Here is a 19,496-nt window from a genome sequence, read left to right on the forward strand (position 1 = left end):
TCTCATCCAACCAGCTTACCTACTCCACCACCATTTCCAACGGCAGCTTAGAGAACTCCGTCGGCCGGCTAATATAATACCCCTGCACGCCCCAGCAGCCCAGCTCCTTCAGCAGCTGAAACTGGTGCACCTCCTCGACGCCCTCCGCGATGACCTGCAGATGGAGTGCCCTGGCCATGTCCAGCATCGCCTGCACCAGGGACGCATTCATGTCTTGAATGAACGAGCGATCGATCTTCAGCTTGTCGATGGGAAGCACGCTCAGCATGCTTAAAGAGGAATACCCTGTGCCAAAATCATCCAGCGCAATCGAAAAGCCCACCTCGCGCAGGCGGTTTAGCGTATACTGCACCATCACTACATTTTGAATCGCCGTGCTTTCGGTAATCTCCAGCTCCATCGCATGCGGCGATAGCTGCTCGCTCTCAAGAATGCGAATGATTTGATCGACAAAGCCGTCCTCGCAAAGCTGCACACGGGAAATATTCACCGAGATTTTAAAATGAGGCCCGTACATCGTCTTCAGCCGGTGCCAATCCTGGCAAGCCTTGCGAATGACCCAGTACCCGATCGGAATGATGAGTCCGGTTTCCTCGGCGACCGGGATAAACTCATTCGGGGCCACCACGCCCAGCTGGGGGCGATTCCAGCGCAGCAGCGCCTCTGCGGCGGTAACCTTCTGCAGGAGCGGACTGTAAATGAGCTGATACTGCAGCTCCAGTTCGCCATTCGCAATCGCGTTGGAGAGAGCGATCTCGTGGACAAACTTTTCCACATGCTCATAGGTCGAGGAGTCCTCGTACACATGGTATCGCTTTCGGCCCGCACCCTTGGCCCGGTATAATGCAATATCCGCCTGCTTCAGCAGCGTCTGGATATCCTCGCCATTGCCATTGCCATTGCCATTGCCATTGCCATTGCCCCGAAGCGCCACACCGATGCTGCAGCTCAGCTTCATCTGCCGCCCGTTCACTTCAAACGGCAGCTGGAACACCTTGAGCATCGCTTCAGCCACATTCGCCGCCCAGCTCACTCCGTCCGTATCCATGGAGGCCACAATAAATTCATCGCCGCCCAACCGAACGATCATGAACCCGGAATCAAACCTCGCCTGCAGCCGAAGCGCCACCTCCATAAGGACCGAATCTCCGGCCGCATGCCCGAACGTGTCGTTAATATTTTTGAAAAAATCCAGATCGAACAAAAACACTGCTGCCGGACTTCCCACTTTTTCCAACAGGTATCTGCGATTGTGCAAGCCGGTGAGATCGTCGTGGTAGGCGTAATAATGGAGCATATTTTCCTGCGCCTTGCGTTCGGTAATATCCCGGGTGACCGAGAAAACAAATTCAATCCGCCCGTTCTCCCCAAAAATCGGCGTCAGGATGCTCTCTCCGCTCGTCACGCCGTTCGGGAGCGTAATGCCGTGCTCGTATCTGATCGTTTTTCGCTCTATCAGCACACGGGTATATTTTTTATGCAAATAATCGGCCATCGCGGGGGGATTCACGTCAAAAAAGGTTTTACCAAAAGCCCCCATCGTAATCCCGCTGATTTGCGACGCCGCTCGATTGACATAATAGTAGGTTAAAGTAAGGTCGTCCGCCTTCATGACGTAGATCGAATCTTCGATCTTATCCAGCATCTGCGGGATAAAGCTGTACAGCTGAGAAAACATAAGCAGGCTCCTTTTGCCATGTAGAACATCAGATGCTTACCTAATTCTACGAAAATCGACAAAACCCTGCTTGTAGCAAGAAGAACCCGATGGTAAATTAATCCCTAATTTTGTAAAAAATATCTATGATTTACACATGAATCCCTTGCGATTCCAAAATGCGCCGCTGCTCCTCCTGAAACAGATGCGCACGCTCATTTTCGGCCTCCGGATCACAAATCGCCCGCAGCTCCGCCTCCAGCTCCTGCGCCTTTTCAAGCTGCTGCGAATAAACATTGGTCAATTCATCGGGGTCTGAGGCAAGATGGAATAGCTGATGCGGGGCCTCGGCGTACCAGATCAGCTTCCAATCCCCCTTGCGCACCATGTAGGCGCCGGAACGGGTCCCATGCCCATGATACTCGGCGAAAATCATCCGCTCTGGATCGTTCGGCATGATGTCCTGCAGCGCGGTCCCTTTTCGGTCTGGCGGCTGAGTGGCTCCGGCAGCTTTAAATAAAGCGGCCTGCACGTCCAGCAAATCCACCGGCGTGTCCACGACCTGCCCGCCCGGCCCAAAGCTCGGTCCCACGGCGAGGCAAGGGATTCGCACCGAATCCTCGTACAGGGAGCATTTCCACCACATACCGAATTTACCCATCATATCGCCATGATCCGAGGTGTATATAAAATCGGTGCTGGCCGCAAGCCCGTTCAAGGCAATCGCTTCGCGGAGCCGGCCGATCTGCTGATCAACAAAGGTGATGCAGGCCAGATAGCCCCGGCGAATGCCGCGCTTGTGCGCTTCGGGGAACAGGGCGGTTTTGAAATGCGCCTTCAAATCCATCGCATACGGATGCCGGCTGCTCTCCCATGAATCGCCGTCGTACGGGGACAAGTCCTCGCCCTGTGGATACCGATCCCACAGCTCCTGCGTCGTATACGTGGGAAAGTGCGGACTCGTAATGTTAACCGTCAACACCCAAGGCTGCTCCAGCTGTGTGCCCTTGGTTTGAATCCAGCTCACTGCGGTGTCGATGCAGCGAAGATCTTTGGCGTATGCCCCGTCCTTCGGGCCGAACTTGCCGGAGCGCTGATCCGCATCTTCGCGGATGTTCAAAGGCCTGCGTACAAAATTCGTATCCCCAGGCTGCTTGCGGTCCCCGGCCAACATCATCTCGTCAAAGCCAAGCTGATGGCTGGGCGCATGGATATCGGTTTTGCCAATGTAGGCGGTGTACACCCCCTGCTTCGAGAGCTCGGCTCCATACGTTGGCGCACGTCCATCGAGGTTGACATTGCAGTTGCTGTACGTTTGCAGCTCGTGCACCCTGTGGCCGGTCAGGAAGGCCGATCGGCTTGGATGGCAGAGCGGGGACGGGCAGTAAGCGTTGCGAAACAGCGTCCCTTCCGCCGCCATCGCACTCATCTGAGGCGTCTGGATCAACGGATGCCCGTAGCACGAGGAAAAAAACGGATTATGCTCATCCGACATCAATAGTACGACGTTCAATTGCGTCCCCTCCCTTGGGATTACAAAATAGTAGGGTCAGTCAGCGTTATACCTGGATGTCGACGATCGCCACGGTGCAGCGCGAGATGCAGATGAGCTTGCTCGCCTCGTCGGTGATCCGAATGTCCCAGACCATCGTTTTCCGGCCGGTGTGCACAGGGGTGGCCACTGCCGTCACGATGCCTTCCCGCTTGCTGCGAAGGTGATTGGCATTGATCTCGAGCCCCACGGCCGTCTGCTTCGTAGGGTCATCGATCCGCTTCCACGAGCCGATGCTGGCTACGGTTTCCGCTAGTGCCACCGAGGCCCCGCCGTGCAAGAGACCCATGGGCTGGCGGGTCGCGCTATTCACCGGCATCGTCGCCACGACGCGATCCGGCGTCAGCTCCAGGATCTCGATTCCCAGCACCTCGGCCATCGTGCCTGGCATGGTGAAGCTGCTTTTAGACTCTAATTCGTCGCTCATCTTAGGGTAATCCCCTCCACTGTATTTGGATTGTTGTCCTCCATTCGGCTCCTCATAGTGTTCATATTCGAATTCCCTCCACATCATGCGCGAACCACAGCAAAATACCAAAAAACCGCAGCACAGCCAGAGAGTCCTCCCCTGCTGCACTACGGCTTTCAACATTTTTCCGGCTCAAACATTAAATGACGAACAGATCGACAAACGCATGCACCGGCGTGGACTCCAGCTTCTGCTGGTCCTGACACAGCTCATAGATGGCTTTGACCTGCTTCGATGGGAAGCGCGTCGCCAGATTGGCCGCGAATTTCCGCTCTAGCACCGGAATGCCCTCGCTTCGTCTGCGGCGGTGTCCGATCGGATATTCCACCTCGATGTTCGCCGTAGAGGATCCGTCTTTGAAAAACACCTGTACGCTATTAGCAATCGAGCGCTTTTCCGGGTCGTGGTACTCCGCAGAGTATCGCTTGTCTTCGACCGTGATCATTTTGTCCCGCAGTGCGTCGATCCGTGGATCCTGCGCTACCGCATCCTCGTAGTGATCGGCGGTTAAATCGCCGTAGATCAGCCCGATGGCTGTCATGTACTGGAGGCAGTGATCGCGGTCGGCGGGGTTGTGCAGCGGCCCTTTTTTATCGATGATGCGAATGGCGGACTCGTGCGTTGTCAGCACGACCCGATCGATCTCATTCAAGCGGCCTGCCACCTGGGGATGCAGCTGCAAAGCGCATTCGACAGCCGTTTGCGCGTGGAACTCGGCCGGGAACGAAATTTTGAACAACACATGCTCCATCACATAGGAGCCGTAAGGACGCTGGAACGCAAACTCCCGCCCTTTGAACAGCACATCGTAAAAGCCCCACGTTTTCGCGGTCAGAGCGGACGGATAGCCCATCTCGCCCTTCATCGCCAGCAGCGCCAAACGAACCGCCCGGCTCGTCGCATCCCCCGCCGCCCAGGATTTGCGCGAGCCCGTGTTCGGAGCATGGCGATACGTCCTTAGCGCCTGCCCGTCGATCCACGCGTTGGACACGGCGTTGATGATTTCGTCCTTCGTTCCGCCGAGCATCGCGGTCACCACCGCCGTGGACGCCACTTTGACCAAAATGACATGATCCAGCCCCACGCGGTTGAAGCTGTTCTCGAGTGCAATAACACCCTGGATCTCGTGTGCTTTAATCATCGCTTCGAGCACGCTGCGCATCGTGAGCGGCGGCTCGCCTTGGGCCACCCGGGAGCGGCTTAAGTAGTCGGCGACGGCGAGGATCCCGCCCAGATTGTCCGACGGATGGCCCCATTCCGCGGCAAGCCAGGTGTCGTTATAATCCAGCCAGCGAATCATGCAGCCGATATTAAACGCAGCCATCACCGGGTCCAGCTGGTAGGACGTTCCTGGCACCTTCACGCCGTTCGGTACCGTGGTGCCCGGCACGATCGGACCCAGGTGCTTGGTGCACTCCGGGTAGCGCAGCGCCAGCAGACCGCAGCCGAGCGTATCCATGAGGCACAGCCGCGCGGTTTGCAGCGCCTCCTCGCTCTCGATGCGATAGTCTGAAGCATACGCGGCAATCGATGCGATCACCTCGTCCGGCTCGGGCCGAGCATTGCTAATAGAAGAAGACATGGCTTACCTCCTCGTTGCAACTGGTATCACAGCACTCATTCGCCTTCCCCTGCATCCTTCTCGAATAAAGCGTCCAGCTTTTTCTCATAGTCCAGGTAATGAAGAAACTCGTACAGCTCAGCACGGGTTTGCATCGTGTCGAGCACGCTTTTTTGCGTACCTTCGGTGCGGATCGCATGGTACACCTTGAGCGCCGCCGCGTTCATCGCCCGAAAAGCCGATAACGGATAAAGCACAAGGCTGACCCCAGCCCCGCCGAGCTCCTCTTTGGTGAAGAGCGGCGTTTTGCCGAACTCGGTAATGTTGGCCAGAATCGGGACACTGACCGCATCGGCAAACGCCTTATACTGCGCCAAATCCGTCATCGCCTCCGCAAATATCATATCCGCCCCTGCCTCCACACAAGCGCAGGCCCGCTCAATTGCCGACTCCAAGCCCTCCACTGCCAAGGCATCCGTACGCGCCATCAAGACAAAGCTCGCATCCGCTCGCGCATCGGCCGCCGCCTTGATCCGGTCCACCATCTCGGACTGGCTGACGATGGCTTTGCCCGGTCGGTGCCCGCAGCGCTTAGCCATGACCTGATCCTCGATATGAACGCCGGCCGCGCCGGCTGAGCTCATATGGCGGATCGTGCGGGCGATGTTGAAGGCGCTGCCGAAGCCGGTATCTGCGTCGACCAGCACCGGAAGCGAGGTCGCAGAGGTGATGCGCCGCACATCCTCCAGCACGTCGTTCAGCGAGGTGATGCCGAGATCTGGTAGCCCGTAAGAGGCGTTCGCTACGCCGGCCCCGGACACGTACAGCGCGCGGAAGCCGGCACTTTCCGCCAGCATGGCTGCATACGCGTTGATCGCGCCGACCACCTGCAGCGGCTTTTCCTCTTGCACCGCCGTTCGAAGCCGCTGCCCCGGTGTTTGTCGCTCGCTCATTCCCATCCCCCATTTCTTCCTTGTAATCATGCCCCTGATGTCATGTATATGCAGCTTTCGAGCGGTTTACATCCTAAGCAAAAAACCGCCGCAGAATGAGGCCCACGGCAGTTCCATTTTTCAACTTATATCATAACAATGTAAGCGCATCCAAAAGAGCGACGCAAAAGCTACCGTTTATTTTGGTGATACAGCATTCGCTGAAGCAGCTTGCGCCTCAACTGTGCGTCCATACAGCTATGAAGCAACAATTTATGATAGACTGCCCAAATTCCATGCCATGTACGCTTAACCTGCTTCATAGAGATCATCCTCCTTTTATGGCGATACGTTTCGATTTTACTCGAAAAATATTTAGCAAGTATATGAATTTGATTAAACTTTATTAATTTTTTACATAAAATTGTAAGCGCCCCCTCCCAGCAGATGAGCGCCTACGCCGTTCCTCCTCTTGCAGCATTTACTATAGGTGGAGGTGGCTATGAGCTATGCCAGACAACAAGCCTAAACTGCAGTCCACGATCATACTCGATCAAGGCGGATCCGTAAACTTCGGCACGATTCGCGAGGAGGAAAAAGGCACCCGGACGATCGAACTGCTTCCTGGGGAGTTCATCCGCGTGACCAGCATTTTTTTGAGCCAGCCGATCACGATTGCATGCGGCACCCTGACGACCTCCCGAGGCCATATTCGGCAACGGCGGAATGAATCCATCACCGTCACCTGCACGCCGAGCCCCAACGCACAAGCACCAACCGCATCCACGCAAAATAAGAGAAACAAAAAAGCAGACCGACGACGAATCGGCCTGCCCTAATCTTATCGCTCCAGCTTGCGCATAAAATCCACGTAGTGCGGGAAGGCGACCTCGGGGTCCGGAATGGTAGGGTGCCACTTTTTCTCCCACTCGAAGGTGTAGTATCCCTCGTAGCCCTTGTCTCGCAGCAGCTGATGCATCGCCACGAGCGGAATGTCGCCCTCGCCGGTCAAGCAGTAGTCGAACTTCTCGCTGTCATCCGGCCTAACGATCGAGTCCTTCACGTGCGTGTACGCGATCCACTCACCGAGCGCTGCCCAAGTGGCGTCCGGCTGCTCCCCTGCCTTGCGGTATGGATGGTGCAAATCCCACAGCACGCCGACCGCCTCGGGATCGACCTGCCGCATCACCGCGGACACATCGGCGCAGGTCGTCCAATCGTCGTGCGTCTCGAGCAGCAGCTTCACGCCATGCGCCTTCGCAATCGCGCCCAGCTCTTCGAAGTTGCGAACGATCTGCGCTACCGCTTCTTCTCGTGGAGTGCTGCCGATGCCACCGCCGAATACGCGAATATACGGGGTGTCGAACAGCGTGCAGAGCTTCGCATACGCTTCGATCTCCGCTTTGTTCTGCTCCAGCTTCTCGCTGGAAAACGCATGCACGGAGCTGGAGAAGCACGAAACGCGAAGTCCGGCGTCCCTAATCTCGTCCTTTGTCGTCCGCGCCTGCTCTGCAAACGCTGGAAGCTTGTAGATATTCATTTCCCCTGAAATACCGCGGAAATCGATGGCATCAAAGCCATACTCTGCCGCCCTGCGAATAATGAGTCCCAATTCCCACTCTGGACAGCCTAACGTAGTAAAAGATAATTTCATCGCCATCGACAATTCTCTCCTCACCATAGTGAATTAAACTAATTTAAGGTCATGCGCTGAAACCGTTCCGCCGTAATCTGTCTAAGCAGCGGCTGGCCCGCGACAAACCGGCTCAAATCCTCCACGATCATCGCCCCCTGCTGCGACTTCCAATACTCGGAGTACGCGCCGATATGCGGGAAGCACATCACGTTCGGCAGCTTCGGCAGCGGATGGTCCGCCGGCAGCGGCTCGATATCGTATACATCGAGGGCCGCATAAATGCGTCCGGAGGCCAGCTCATCCAGCAGCGCAGCCTCCTCAATGATCGGCCCGCGAGCGGTGTTGACCAAGAGCGCTCCATCTGGAAGCAGCCGCAGCTGCTCGCGTCCGAGCATCCCGCGCGTCGCCGCCGTAAGCGTATCGTGAAGCGATACGACCTGGCTGTTCCGCAATACCTCTTCCAGACTGCACAGCGTCACCCCAAGCTCCTGCGCCTCCTCGCGTGTGCAGTAAGGGGAATAGAGCCGGATGTGGGGATTGAAGCCCCTCAGCAGGCGGATAACCTCGCGCGATACTTCTCCGAGGCCGACGATTCCAATGGATTGACCGTAAAGCCCCGGTACGGTTCCGCTGTTATTTTTGTTCCAGCGGCCGTCGCGCAGGGAGTCCCAATAGCTGCACACCCGCCAGGAGCCGGTCAGCATGAGCGTCACCGCAAACTCCGCCGTGGAGCGAGCCAGCGCGGAATTGGCATTGACAATAACCAGCTCCCGCTCAAAAACGCTCGGATCCAGATAAGGCGTCAATGTGCCTGCCGCATGTCCGATAAACCGCAGCCTGCCGGCCTGAGCCAGCACCGAAGACGTAATCTTCGGCGAGCCCCAGGAGGTGATCACCGCATCGTACCGATGAATTTCCCGCTCCAGCTGCTGCCCTTCATAGGGCTGCCCCAGCGGCACCCAATCGACGCTTGACACCGCTTCGAGCTGACGGCACACCTCCTCGGGGAACAGCACCTCCCGAAGATCCTGCTTCCAAACCGTAACTAACGTTTTCATCGCCAAGTCCTTTCCTTTCTCTCCCATTATTTTTCCACAAAAGGAAACAGCAGCTTCTGATTTTCTTTCTCGTACATATTGTCCACCGTGATGACCTCGGAGCCGGTATCGATCGTTGGGCTCGCCGTCTCGCCCCGCCAAGCCTTCATCGCCGTTTCGACGGCCAAATAGCCCATATTAAACGGCTTCTGCACGATCGTCGCCTGTATGACGCCGTCTTCGATGAGCGCAATCTCGTCCATCGAGCTATCGAAGCCGACCAGCTTTACGCGGGAGCTTAAGTCCCGCACCGCTTTCGCCGCCCCGACGGCGGACGGCTCGTTCAACCCGATAATGCCCCGGATGCGGGGCTCGGACTGCAGCAGGCGCTTCGTAATCTCATACGCCTTCTCCTCCGACGCGTCACAGTAGTACGTGTCGAGCAGCTGCACCCCTGAGCGGTCCTTGAAGCTGTCCCGGACGCCCTGCTCCCGCTCCATGGCCGTCGCCGACCCTTTGACGAAGCTGATAATCGCCACGGCATCGCCGTTCTCCATCCGCCCGCCGATGGCTTTCCCCGCCTTCAGACCGGCCGCATAATTGTCGGTAGCGATGAAGCTCGTCGAGGCAACGTCCTTCACGCCGGAGTCCACCGTGATAAGCTTGATGCCGGTCTGCACGGCCTTTTGGGCTACGGGGGCTAGACGCTGGTAGTCGTTGGCGGCAAAAATAATCGCCTTCGGCTTCGCCTTGATCGTCGTCTCCAGCAGGCGAATCTGCCCGTCCACATCGCTCTCCGTCTCCGTTCCGAGCACCTGCACGTCTACATTGTATTCCTTCGCCGCCGCAAATACGCCTTGCTTCATCACCTGCCAAAACTCGATGCGCTGATCGATCGTCTTTGGGATGAACACCATCGTCTTCGGCTGCGCAGAAGCGAGCTCTCCGAAGACGAAGCGAGAGGCTAGGTATCCTGCGGCCAGCAGGAAAACCCCGGCCAGCACCAGCATGTGTCGTCTTATGCCTCTCATGCGCTCGCCTCCTGACTCAGCTCCGGAATTCGGATGGTGACGGTCGTACCTTCATCCATCTCGCTTTCGAACGTAAGCCCATAGGGCACGCCAAAATACAGCTGCACCCGCTGATGAACGTTATGAAGCCCTACGCCCTTGCCGTTCTCCTGCTGCCGCCATTTAGCCAGCAGCGCCTTCACCTTGTCCGGCTCCATACCGATGCCGTCGTCGATCACCTTCAGCTCTACTAGCGCGCCGACCTTCGCCCCCGTAATGCGGATATGGCCGCAATCCGCTTTATGCTTCATGCCGTGGTAGATCGCATTTTCGACCAGCGGCTGCAGCACGATTTTTAAAATTTTGCACTGCAGCAGCTCCTCGTCCACCTCAATCGAATACGTGAATTTCCGCCGGTACCGAATGTTCTGAATCGTCAGGTAGTTGCCGATGTGCTCCAGCTCCACCGCGATCGGAACCAGCTCCTCCCCCTTGCTGATGCTCGAACGAAGCAGCTTGGCCAGCGCCGTCGTCATCTTCACGACCTCGGACATTTTCCCCAGCTCGGCCATCCAAATGATCGAATCCAGCGTGTTGTACAAAAAATGAGGCTGAATCTGCGCCTGCAGCGCATTGAGCTCGCTGATCCGCTTCATCTCCTGCTCCTCGACGATCTGGTGCATCAATTCCTTGATTTTCCCGATCATGAGGTTAAACGTCCGCGACAGCTTGCCGATTTCATTCGTGCTGGTGGAGTCAATGCGCAGATCGAAGTCGCCTTTTTCCACCTTCTTCATGTGCATTTCCAGCTGCTTGATCGGCCTCGTAATCGTCAGCGAGAATACGATGGAGATGGTCAGCGCGATGATCAGACACAGCAGCCCCCAGAGCGCCGAGGAAAACTGGATCTTCCGCTTGTTGCCCACCATATCGTCCGCGAACGTGACACCGACGATTTTCCAGCCGAAGCTGGTCGTGCGGATCGTGTAAATTTTGCTCTGCTGGCCTTCCCCCGTCACGAGTGTGGTGGTCTTCGCATTCAAAATATTCGTGATATCCTCCGACTTCAGCCGGGTATAAATGATCTGCTGCTGCGGATGGTAGATCAGATCGCCGCTCGGGTCCAGAATGAACACGTAGCCCCGCTTTCCCAGCATTATTTGCTTCACGAGATCGTTAATCACGTTGTAGTTCAGATCGACGAGCAGCACACCGCTCTGCGGATGCTGACTACCAGCGGCAGGCAGCTGCCGGCTGATGGAAACGACCCAACGGTAATCGTTGCGAAACAGATGCTGCACATGGGACGACGAGATCACGACGCTTCCCTGCGCCTCGTTCGCTTTCTTGTACCACTCCTGATCGGTAATATCGGCATATGGCTTGAACTGCGCATACGCCCGGTCGGATAACAAGGTGCCGTTCTGCCCGACGAATAGGATGGAAGCGATATCATTGCGCGATTGAACAATCGATTGAAAAAAGCCGCTGATCTGCCCCGCCAGCTCCCTCCCTTCCTCCGAATCCGGATTCGGCAGCATCAGGTACCGCTTCAAGTCACTGCTGCTCAACGCCAGCGACGCGATACTCTCCATGTTGCCGATGTACGTCTGGATGTTTTTGTTCACCTGCTCGATCAGCTCGGTCGTATACGTCAGCGAATTTTCAGTCACCGCATCCGCCGACAGCCGATACGAGTTATAGCTGAGAATAAGCGTCGTGCAAAGGATCAAGAAGGAGAACGCCAGCGCGATCGTCGTATGAATGCTTTTGAAGCGGAACAGGCTCCGAAGCTTCATGCAGGTGTGCTCCCTTTCATCAAGCTGCGGTATTCCTTGGGCGACATGCCGCAGACGCGTTTGAAGATGACGCTAAAATATTGCGGGTCCCCGTACCCGACACGTTCTGCGATCTCATACGTCTTGAGCGGCGTCATCGTCAGCAGCTCCTTCGCCTTGTCCATTCGAATGCGGGTCAAATATTCGATGAACGTTTCCCCGGTATGCTGCTTGAACAGCGAGCTGAAGTAGCTGATGCTCATAAAAATGTGGCTGCACACGTGGTTCAAGGCAAAATTCTCGTCGGCGTAGTTGTCGCGGATATACGCTTCGGCCTGCGCCATCTGAGTCTTGGCGACGTCCGTGCGCTTCTCAGACAAGTAGGCGATAATTCGCCGGCACGTCTCCTCCAGCCGGTCCCGCGCGTCGTCGATCGTCTTCACGCCCGCCAGCTCCGCAAACGGATTCGGCCCGAACACCTCTGTCTCGTCGAAGCCGGTTTCCGTCACCAGATTCATCAAGCCGGCGAGCAGCTTGTTCACCGAGCCGTAGCACCCGGCTACGGAGCGTGCGGAGCCCTTCATCTCCTCGGTCCAGCCGCTGAGCACCGTGGTCACCACACTCGTATGGCCGGTTTTCATGGCGGCGAGCAGCTTTTTCTCCCAATCACAGCTGCGGACGCTGCTTCTCCCTTGCCCATACTCGAGATCGCCGAGTGAGATGATCCGGCTAGTGCCCAGCAAAAACCGGTAATCCAGCGCCGAAAGCGCTTCCTCAAACGAGCTCGAAAGCAGCTCCAGATCAGTGCACACCCGCCCCAAGCCAATCGAGATGCACACCTTCGCGTACTTGGCGATACTCTGTCGGGCATGATCCGCAAGCCGCTGCGCCCTAAGACCGATCTCGTCAGGTGCCCCAGAGAGCAGAATGCCGTATTTGTCGTCGCGGGTGCGAAACACAAGGCCGCCTTGCTCTTTCTCGAAAATTTCCTGCAAAATGTTAAACGCCGCAAACCGGAGCAATTCCTTATCCAAATCCGGATTGCCGGAAGGAGCCAGTCCAAACTCATCAATATCGCATACGAGCGACATGTAGGCGGGACCGGGCAGTGTCAGCTGGAAGTAGCTCAGCTTGCTCAAGATGTCCTCCCGCTTCAGCCGCGAGGTCGCAAGTCGCTCCAGGAACCGCTCCCGCAGCAAGGGCATGCTTTGATTGAGCTGCAGCCGAAGCGCTGTAAAGTCCTCTTTCTTGGCGCGTTCTTCGTCCAATTCTTGCCGAAGCTTGGTCAGAAAATCCGAGAACTCCCCCGCGTTGATCGGCTTCAGCAGATAGTCCTTCACCTTCAGCTGAATCGCCTGCTTCGCGTAATCGAAATCCTCGTAACCGGTTACAATAACGACCTTCATATCCCGGTACTGCTCGGCAATGCGCCGGGTCAGCTCCAGACCGTCCATGAAGGGCATGCAAATGTCCGTGATGACCACGTCCGGCTGCAGCGACTCCAAGGCATCCAGCGCGTCCCGTCCATGCTCGAAATCACCGGCCAGCTCAAAGCCGAGCGCCTTCCAGTCGATCCTCTGCCTGATCCCTTCCCGAACCTCGTCTTCGTCGTCCACAATGATCAGTTTGTACATAGGCGCCACTCGCTCCTTGGCAAAAATTCCTATACCTATAGGTTGATTTTATTTCAGCTGGACTGTAAATGTAAAGAAAAGACTGCCCGGACTGCGGCAGCCTCTCCCAAATGACTATTCGTACAACAGCGGCTTAATCTCGGCGGAATCGATGTTGCTCTTGTCGTACCAGTGGAAGCCCGTGTCGATCGTCTTCTTCACGCTCTCCCCTTTCACCGCCTGAACGGCGGCCTTCACGGACCAGTAGCCGATGCCGATTGGATCCTGCGTAATCGCGCCGGCCATCTTGCCGCTGCGAATCGCGGCCATCTGCTGCTTGCCGGAGTCGTAGCCGACGATGACAATTTTCCCGTCCTTCTTCAGCTCCGTCACCGCATTCAATACCCCGATCGCCGACCCTTCATTGGCGCCGAAAAATCCCTTCACATTCGGATGCGCTGCGATGATCGCTTTGGCCAGGTCGGTCGATTTCAGCTGATCGCCGCCGCCGTATTGAATATCGACTATTTTGATATTCGGGTACTTCTCTTTGATCCGGTTCACAAAGCCGTCCCGGCGATCGATCCCTGTGCGGCTCGTTTGGTCATGTACTACCAGGGCGACTTCGCCTTCGTTGCCGATGAGCGAGGCCATCTTGTCAGCGGCTAGGCCTGCGGCGGCTACATTGTCCGTAGCGGCGGTCGTGATCGGGATGTCGCTGTCCACGCCGGAGTCGAAGCCGACGACGGGAATTTTGGCGTCTTTGGCTTTTTGCAGTAGTGGCACCGCTGCTTTGCTGTCGAGCGCGGCGAAGGCGATGGCCGCCGGCTTTTTGCCTAGTGCGGCTTGCAGCATCTCGACCTGCTTATCGACTTGGGACTCCGATTCCGGACCTTCAAACGTAATATCTACGTTGAATTCCTTGGCCGCTTTCTCTGCACCCTGCTTTACCGCCTGCCAGAACTGATGCTGGAATCCCTTGGAGATCACTGGGATATACATTTTGCCAGCGGAGGCGGTGGCCGGTTTGCTTGTATCTGGCGCTTTCTCGGCCGGCTTGGAGCTATTGCAAGCGCCGAGCAGCGTAGCGGTCAGCAGCAGTGCCGCCGCAGGAGCAATCCATTTGCGCAGCTTTTTGTTCATGTTCTTTTGGTTCATGTTCATCGATCTCCCCTAACTTATCGTTGTATTTGAACTCCTATGGTCAGCGGATCACCCGCCCCACTGAAGGCACTGCCGTCTTTACTTCTTGCGGCGGCGGACGATATCCGCGAACACCGCCATCATCACCACAATCCCGACGATGACCGTCTGCCATTCCTGCGGGACGGAGAGGATGCGCAGCCCGTTCGTCAGCACGCTCATGATGAGCGCTCCGATCACTGTGCCGAGAATCGAGCCCTGCCCGCCGCTCAGCGACGTGCCGCCGATGACGACCGCTGCGATCGCCTCCAGCTCGTAGCCTTGACCAAGCGCAGGCTGCGCCGAGTTGAGCCGCGAGGCCATCATCACACCCGCGATCCCGCTGAACACGCCCGTCAGCGCATAGACGATGATTTTCCACCGGCACACATTCACGCCCGACAGCCGCGTCGCCTCCTCATTACTGCCCAGTGCGAACGTGTATCGGCCGATGATCGTTTTAGTCAGAAGGAGACTGGCAATAATTGCCGCCCCGAAGAAGATCCAGACCGCATTCGGAATATCCATCCCCGGTATCGCGATCAACGAGCCCATCGAGAACTGGCCAAAGGCCGGCGTATCGTTAAAATAAATCGGCTTCGTCCCCGAAATAACGAGCGACAGCCCCTTGGTCACCATCATCATCGCAAGCGTCGCAATAAACGGCGGGATTTTCATGCGCGCAACCGCATAGCCGCTGATGAGACCGCACACCGCACCGGTGATGATACCGCCCACGATGCCCAGCGGCACAGGCAAATGCCAGAAGGTGATTACCACCCCCGTCATCACGGAGGAGAAGGTCATCACCGTGCCGACCGCAAGATCAATCCCGCCGGTAATGATGACGAATGTCGACCCCAGCGCCAGCACGCCGATCACGGCGGTGGAAAGCATAATGCCGACGACGTTATCGAAGCGTAAAAAATTCGATGAAGACAGAGAGAACACCAACACCAGAATAATTAAGCTGGAGAAGGCCCATATTTTTTGCGTGGCGCTGGACTTGAGTGACGCCCGCTGCTTTTTGAATACCGCGATGTCGATCATCGTTGCCGCTATCCCCCTTTATGTTCAGCGCATCGTTGCGTACCGCATGATGGCCTGCTGTGTTGCCTCGCTGCTTGTGAGCTCGCCGGTAATCCGCCCTTCGCACATCACCAGGATGCGGTGGCTCATGCGCAAAATTTCGGGCAGCTCCGACGAAATCATAATGATCGCTTTGCCCTGCGCCGCCAGCTCCTCCAGCAGCTTGTAGATCTCGCTTTTGGCCCCGATGTCGATGCCGCGGGTCGGCTCGTCGAAGATCAGCACCTCGCAATCGCGGTTCAGCCATTTGCCGATGACGACCTTCTGCTGGTTGCCCCCCGAGAGAAACTTCACCTGCTGCCGAATGCTCGGCGTCTTCACCTTTAAGGCCGCCACATGGCGCTCCGCGACCTCATTCATCTTCGCATCGTTCATCCAGCCAAGGGCATTCCGAAAACCGCGGTAGGCGGCCACCGTCAGATTCGCTCGCACGTCCATATCCACCATGAGTCCGAATTGCTTGCGGTCCTCAGACAAATAGCCAATGCCCTGCTGAACGGCATCATGCGGCTGCTTGATCTGAACCTGGCGCCCGTGCATCCAGATCTCTCCCGACTCCACAGGATCCGCGCCGAAAATGGCCCTCGCCACCTCCGTCCGTCCCGCGCCCATCAACCCGGCAAAGCCCAGAATCTCCCCCTTGTTCAGGTGAAAGCTGACATTTTGAATGGCCCGGCCGCGCGACAGGTTTTTGACCTCCAGCACCCTCTCCGCCCTTGCACCGCTCGTTGTCTCCTGCTTGGACGCCGCATACAGCTCCCGTCCGACCATCATGGCGATGATCCGCTCGATCGTGACCGCTTCCGTTGCCACCGTATCCACATAACAACCGTCCCGCATCACCGTGATCCGGTCGGTAATCCGCTTCAGCTCCTCCATCCGATGCGAAATGTAGACGATGCCCACACCCCGCTCCCGCAGCTGGAGGATCATCCGAAACAGCTCCTCAATCTCCGTCTCCGTCAGCGCAGCCGTCGGCTCATCCATAATCAGCACGTCCGAGCGAAAAGACAGCGCCTTCGCGATCTCCACCATCTGCTGCTTCGCCACTGTCAGCTCCGATACTTTTTGCCTCGGATCCAGTTGGAGGTTCATCCGATGAAACAAATGCTGCGCTTCATCATTTAGCTTCCCTTCATCCAAAAACAGCTTGAAGCGTGCACGCGGCTCCCGGCCGATAAAAATATTTTGAGCAACGGTCAGATGGGGCATGAGATGAAGCTCTTGATGGATCATGCTGATCCCTAAGGTTTGCGCGGCTCGCGGGCTGGAGATGTCGACTTCCCTCCCCTTGACCTCGATACGTCCGCCATCTTTTTGATAAACTCCTGTCAGCACCTTCATCAGCGTAGACTTCCCTGCGCCGTTCTCCCCGACTAACGCGTGAACCTCCCCGGCCTTCAGCTCAAACCGGCACTGATTCAGCGCATGCACCCCCGGAAAATGCTTCTCAATTCCTTCCATGCGCACTAAAGCATCTGTCTCCATGTCGCACCTCAGCTTCAATCATTCTCCTTTCGGTGCTTTCATTGTAGCCCTGACCCGAAAGGGAAAGAATGGAATAATCTCCTGAGAAACGTTGAATAATTTCCAAACATGCAAAAAAAAGCCGCTCTCTACACGATGCAGAGAACCGCCTCTTCAAAACCCGAGCTGCCCTTTGTGAATAATCGAAACGTTTTTATCGATGGACAAAAAAATATATTTTTTTCTTTTTTTTATTTAAAAGAGTTATAGTTTCCGGCACGAATTCCGTTCGATGAGTTCTACAGGAAGCTTGTATTTATGATTTAGCTTCTCTCCGCCTAACGCTTGGAACATCAGGTGAGCGGCCAAAATGCCCATCTCATACTTCGGCTGCTTAAGCGTCGTAAGGGTTGGGTTAACGAATTCTGACAGTTCGCTATTATCGTACCCGATGATCGAAATATCCCGCGGAACTTGAATGCCCAGCTCTTTAAAAGCTTCCAAGGCGCCGATCGCCATCTCGTCGTTCGCATAGAAGATGGCTGTTGGCAAATCCCCCTGCAGCACGAGCATCTTCGTCGCTTGATAACCGCCAATTCGGGTAAAATCACCATGGACATTCCACTTCGACTGCTCTTGAAGGCCATGGTTCGTTAAACTGGTCAAAAATCCGGCATAGCGTCGATCATTGGCTTGAGATTTCGGCGATCCGCCTACAAAGGCGATGCGGGTATGCCCAAGTCCGATCAAATAATCGGCTCCCATCTGACCTCCGGAGAAATCATCCGTATATACGGAGGCAATATTGTCCAGTTCCAGCGGCCGATTCAGCACGATGATAGGAAACCCTTCCCGCGCCGATTCGCTAATGAGCTGCTCGCTAATGTTGTGATGGAGTACAATCGCGCCGTCCGTCCGCTTTTCCTTCAAGTATTTAACTGCCGTAGAATCCTGCCCGACGTTGGAGCTGCATGCGATTAAGTCATAGCCGCGCTGGCTAACGACTTCGTGCAAGCCCTTCAGCAATTGGGAGAAAAAGGGACCGGAAAAGCCCTCTACAATCACCGCAATGGTCTTCGTCGTGGTCCGTTTCAGATCCGTAGCGAAGCCGTTCTTCTGATAATTCAGTTCCTTAGCCGCTTCTAGTACTTTCAATCTGGTAGATGGCTTAACCTTATCATCACCGTTCAATGCACAGGAAGCCGTTGATAGAGCAACGCCTGCGCGCTTCGCTACATCCTTAATCGTAGCCACTAGAATAACCTCCATCTCCACAAGATAAAAAAAAAAAACGATTCGATTCCGATTAGTTATTGACATTATATTTTAGCTGAATGTTAAGTGTCAAGATAAATTCCTTGATACTGGTAGTACAGATCCCGCTAAAACCGCGCTACATAAGGGTTTTTCGCTTATGGATGAATAGGGTACGAATCCATCGGCCTACTAGAATCGTACCTTATTCTAAGATTACTTGTAAACAGCTAAGAATTTACTAAAAATTTTCTAATACATATCTAATATTTCACTAACAAATAGCCCTGATTTGCTAACACTCTCATCCGCGCTCTTTCCATTTCAGTTCACTAACTGCACATTACCAGTTCGCCTTCAAAAGCTTGCGTTCAATCTGAGCTTTCATATAGCCAGCACGCTATACATCGATGCCTTAGGCACCTGAGCGCTCTCGCTGCTCTGCATGACCGCATATTAAGGCCCCTTTTCTCTGCAACGCTGCAAAAGAAATCCCTCTAGACGAATCCAGAGGGATTTGCATGCCATTAGTTCGTGAATTTGAATGATTTCAGCACGTTATCTTGGATTTTCAGGTTGTAGTCGGTGCGCTTGGCTTTATAGTTGATAGTTTCCACAGTAAACACCATTCCGTCCTTTTCAAAAACATAGATCGTATTGTAATACGAAGACGTTTTTGGCATATCCTCATAAACAAATTTTTTAGCTGAGACACCAAAAATAGTTGCAGTCCCTTTTTCCACTACTTTTGAAGTTTCTTTTGGCAGATTATCCAAATAAGCCTCAACGGATTTTGCTACTTGATCAAGCTTATATCCCTCTTGGGCGTAGAACTCAAACGTTCCAAGTGAATTAGAATATTGAAATACTTGCCCGTTCGTTTTTGAATCTGTAATGTTTGCCCAAGTATCTGGAATTTCGCCTTCAAATTTGTACTTCTTATTACGAATGGTAGAAGTAGTGACTTTATCTCTAAAATCGCGATTGTCCTGGATATCACCCAGCTTCACATCATCGTTTTTAATCTTAATCGTGCTCAAGATGTTTTGAACAAGAAGAGGGCTATCCTTAGCATCATCTTGTCGTACATCAATTTCGTACTTATACTTTCCTACAAATATATAAGTCCCATAAACGGGACTGTTGACAAACGTATCAATTTAATAGGTTTTTTGGAGGGCCGTGTAGAATTTATCTCTATACGGTCTTTTTTACTTTGGAGGGTAATCCTATGATGGGTGTAGATGGAGCCAAACAAA

16 protein-coding genes are annotated in these 19,496 nt (G+C 55.0%); 1 reads left to right on the top strand and 15 read right to left on the bottom strand.

What is annotated here, in order from left to right:
• Positions 1–19: 19 nt before the first annotated feature.
• The 5 genes from FPZ49_RS20455 to prpB form a co-directional block, all read right to left on the bottom strand.
• Positions 20–1,678, bottom strand: a complete 1,659-nt coding sequence (locus FPZ49_RS20455; RefSeq protein WP_144850388.1) for a putative bifunctional diguanylate cyclase/phosphodiesterase — start codon at positions 1,676–1,678, stop codon at positions 20–22.
• A 130-nt stretch (positions 1,679–1,808) separates the two neighbouring features.
• Positions 1,809–3,170 carry a sulfatase-like hydrolase/transferase gene (locus FPZ49_RS20460; protein WP_144850390.1) on the bottom strand — a complete coding sequence of 454 codons (1,362 nt, stop codon included), beginning with the start codon at positions 3,168–3,170 and terminating at the stop codon, positions 1,809–1,811.
• Between the two features lie 46 nt (positions 3,171–3,216).
• Positions 3,217–3,600 carry a hotdog fold thioesterase gene (locus tag FPZ49_RS20465; RefSeq protein ID WP_144850422.1) on the bottom strand — a complete coding sequence of 128 codons (384 nt, stop codon included), beginning with the start codon at positions 3,598–3,600 and terminating at the stop codon, positions 3,217–3,219.
• Between the two features lie 217 nt (positions 3,601–3,817).
• Complete coding sequence (locus FPZ49_RS20470; protein WP_144850392.1) at positions 3,818–5,260, bottom strand: bifunctional 2-methylcitrate dehydratase/aconitate hydratase; 1,443 nt, start codon at positions 5,258–5,260, stop codon at positions 3,818–3,820.
• Positions 5,261–5,295: 35 nt separating this feature from the next.
• Entirely contained in the window at positions 5,296–6,192 is an 897-nt protein-coding gene (gene prpB, locus FPZ49_RS20475; RefSeq protein WP_144850394.1) for a methylisocitrate lyase, read from the bottom strand.
• Positions 6,193–6,680: 488 nt separating this feature from the next.
• Between prpB and FPZ49_RS20480 the strand changes: the two genes are divergently transcribed.
• Positions 6,681–7,010 carry a hypothetical protein gene (locus FPZ49_RS20480; protein ID WP_144850396.1) on the top strand — a complete coding sequence of 110 codons (330 nt, stop codon included), beginning with the start codon at positions 6,681–6,683 and terminating at the stop codon, positions 7,008–7,010.
• Positions 7,011–7,012: 2 nt separating this feature from the next.
• On the opposite strand, the gene FPZ49_RS20485 is transcribed toward FPZ49_RS20480, so the two are convergent.
• The 10 genes from FPZ49_RS20485 to FPZ49_RS20530 form a co-directional block, all read right to left on the bottom strand.
• Complete coding sequence (locus FPZ49_RS20485) at positions 7,013–7,831, bottom strand: sugar phosphate isomerase/epimerase family protein (protein WP_261381510.1); 819 nt, start codon at positions 7,829–7,831, stop codon at positions 7,013–7,015.
• A gap of 32 nt (positions 7,832–7,863) precedes the next feature.
• Positions 7,864–8,865 (bottom strand): hydroxyacid dehydrogenase, encoded by a 1,002-nt coding sequence (locus tag FPZ49_RS20490; protein ID WP_222429935.1) that lies wholly within the window; start codon positions 8,863–8,865, stop codon positions 7,864–7,866.
• A gap of 26 nt (positions 8,866–8,891) precedes the next feature.
• Complete coding sequence (locus tag FPZ49_RS20495) at positions 8,892–9,875, bottom strand: substrate-binding domain-containing protein (RefSeq protein WP_144850400.1); 984 nt, start codon at positions 9,873–9,875, stop codon at positions 8,892–8,894.
• Positions 9,872–11,653: a cache domain-containing sensor histidine kinase gene (locus FPZ49_RS20500; RefSeq protein WP_144850402.1), complete on the bottom strand. Its 1,782-nt coding sequence runs from the start codon at positions 11,651–11,653 to the stop codon at positions 9,872–9,874. Before FPZ49_RS20500 ends, FPZ49_RS20495 begins: the two co-directional genes overlap by 4 nt.
• On the bottom strand, positions 11,650–13,266 hold the full coding sequence (locus FPZ49_RS20505; RefSeq protein WP_144850404.1) for a response regulator: 1,617 nt from the start codon (positions 13,264–13,266) through the stop codon (positions 11,650–11,652). Before FPZ49_RS20505 ends, FPZ49_RS20500 begins: the two co-directional genes overlap by 4 nt.
• Before the next feature lie 114 nt (positions 13,267–13,380).
• Entirely contained in the window at positions 13,381–14,388 is a 1,008-nt protein-coding gene (locus FPZ49_RS20510) for an ABC transporter substrate-binding protein (protein ID WP_144850426.1), read from the bottom strand.
• A 99-nt stretch (positions 14,389–14,487) separates the two neighbouring features.
• Entirely contained in the window at positions 14,488–15,477 is a 990-nt protein-coding gene (locus FPZ49_RS20515) for an ABC transporter permease (RefSeq protein ID WP_144850406.1), read from the bottom strand.
• Positions 15,478–15,501: 24 nt separating this feature from the next.
• Positions 15,502–17,004: a sugar ABC transporter ATP-binding protein gene (locus FPZ49_RS20520; RefSeq protein WP_144850408.1), complete on the bottom strand. Its 1,503-nt coding sequence runs from the start codon at positions 17,002–17,004 to the stop codon at positions 15,502–15,504.
• 243 nt (positions 17,005–17,247) lie between these two features.
• Positions 17,248–18,237 (bottom strand): LacI family DNA-binding transcriptional regulator, encoded by a 990-nt coding sequence (locus tag FPZ49_RS20525; RefSeq protein ID WP_144850409.1) that lies wholly within the window; start codon positions 18,235–18,237, stop codon positions 17,248–17,250.
• A gap of 527 nt (positions 18,238–18,764) precedes the next feature.
• Positions 18,765–19,277, bottom strand: a complete 513-nt coding sequence (locus tag FPZ49_RS20530; RefSeq protein WP_144850411.1) for a hypothetical protein — start codon at positions 19,275–19,277, stop codon at positions 18,765–18,767.
• Positions 19,278–19,496 lie beyond the last annotated feature (219 nt).

Origin of the sequence: Paenibacillus cremeus (assembly GCF_007786445.1) — a bacterium.
Classification (GTDB): Bacteria; Bacillota; Bacilli; order Paenibacillales; family NBRC-103111; genus Paenibacillus_G; species Paenibacillus_G cremeus.

Coding starts and splice junctions, on each gene's coding strand:
- FPZ49_RS20455 (WP_144850388.1), bottom strand. CDS start 1,678: ATGTTTTCTCAGCTGTACAGCTTTATCCCGCAGATGCTGGATAAGATC.
- FPZ49_RS20465 (WP_144850422.1), bottom strand. CDS start 3,600: ATGCCAGGCACGATGGCCGAGGTGCTGGGAATCGAGATCCTGGAGCTG.
- FPZ49_RS20470 (WP_144850392.1), bottom strand. CDS start 5,260: ATGTCTTCTTCTATTAGCAATGCTCGGCCCGAGCCGGACGAGGTGATC.
- prpB (WP_144850394.1), bottom strand. CDS start 6,192: ATGAGCGAGCGACAAACACCGGGGCAGCGGCTTCGAACGGCGGTGCAA.
- FPZ49_RS20480 (WP_144850396.1), top strand. CDS start 6,681: ATGCCAGACAACAAGCCTAAACTGCAGTCCACGATCATACTCGATCAA.
- FPZ49_RS20485 (WP_261381510.1), bottom strand. CDS start 7,831: ATGGCGATGAAATTATCTTTTACTACGTTAGGCTGTCCAGAGTGGGAA.
- FPZ49_RS20490 (WP_222429935.1), bottom strand. CDS start 8,865: ATGAAAACGTTAGTTACGGTTTGGAAGCAGGATCTTCGGGAGGTGCTG.
- FPZ49_RS20495 (WP_144850400.1), bottom strand. CDS start 9,875: ATGAGAGGCATAAGACGACACATGCTGGTGCTGGCCGGGGTTTTCCTG.
- FPZ49_RS20500 (WP_144850402.1), bottom strand. CDS start 11,653: ATGAAGCTTCGGAGCCTGTTCCGCTTCAAAAGCATTCATACGACGATC.
- FPZ49_RS20505 (WP_144850404.1), bottom strand. CDS start 13,266: ATGTACAAACTGATCATTGTGGACGACGAAGACGAGGTTCGGGAAGGG.
- FPZ49_RS20510 (WP_144850426.1), bottom strand. CDS start 14,388: ATGAACAAAAAGCTGCGCAAATGGATTGCTCCTGCGGCGGCACTGCTG.
- FPZ49_RS20515 (WP_144850406.1), bottom strand. CDS start 15,477: ATGATCGACATCGCGGTATTCAAAAAGCAGCGGGCGTCACTCAAGTCC.
- FPZ49_RS20520 (WP_144850408.1), bottom strand. CDS start 17,004: ATGGAGACAGATGCTTTAGTGCGCATGGAAGGAATTGAGAAGCATTTT.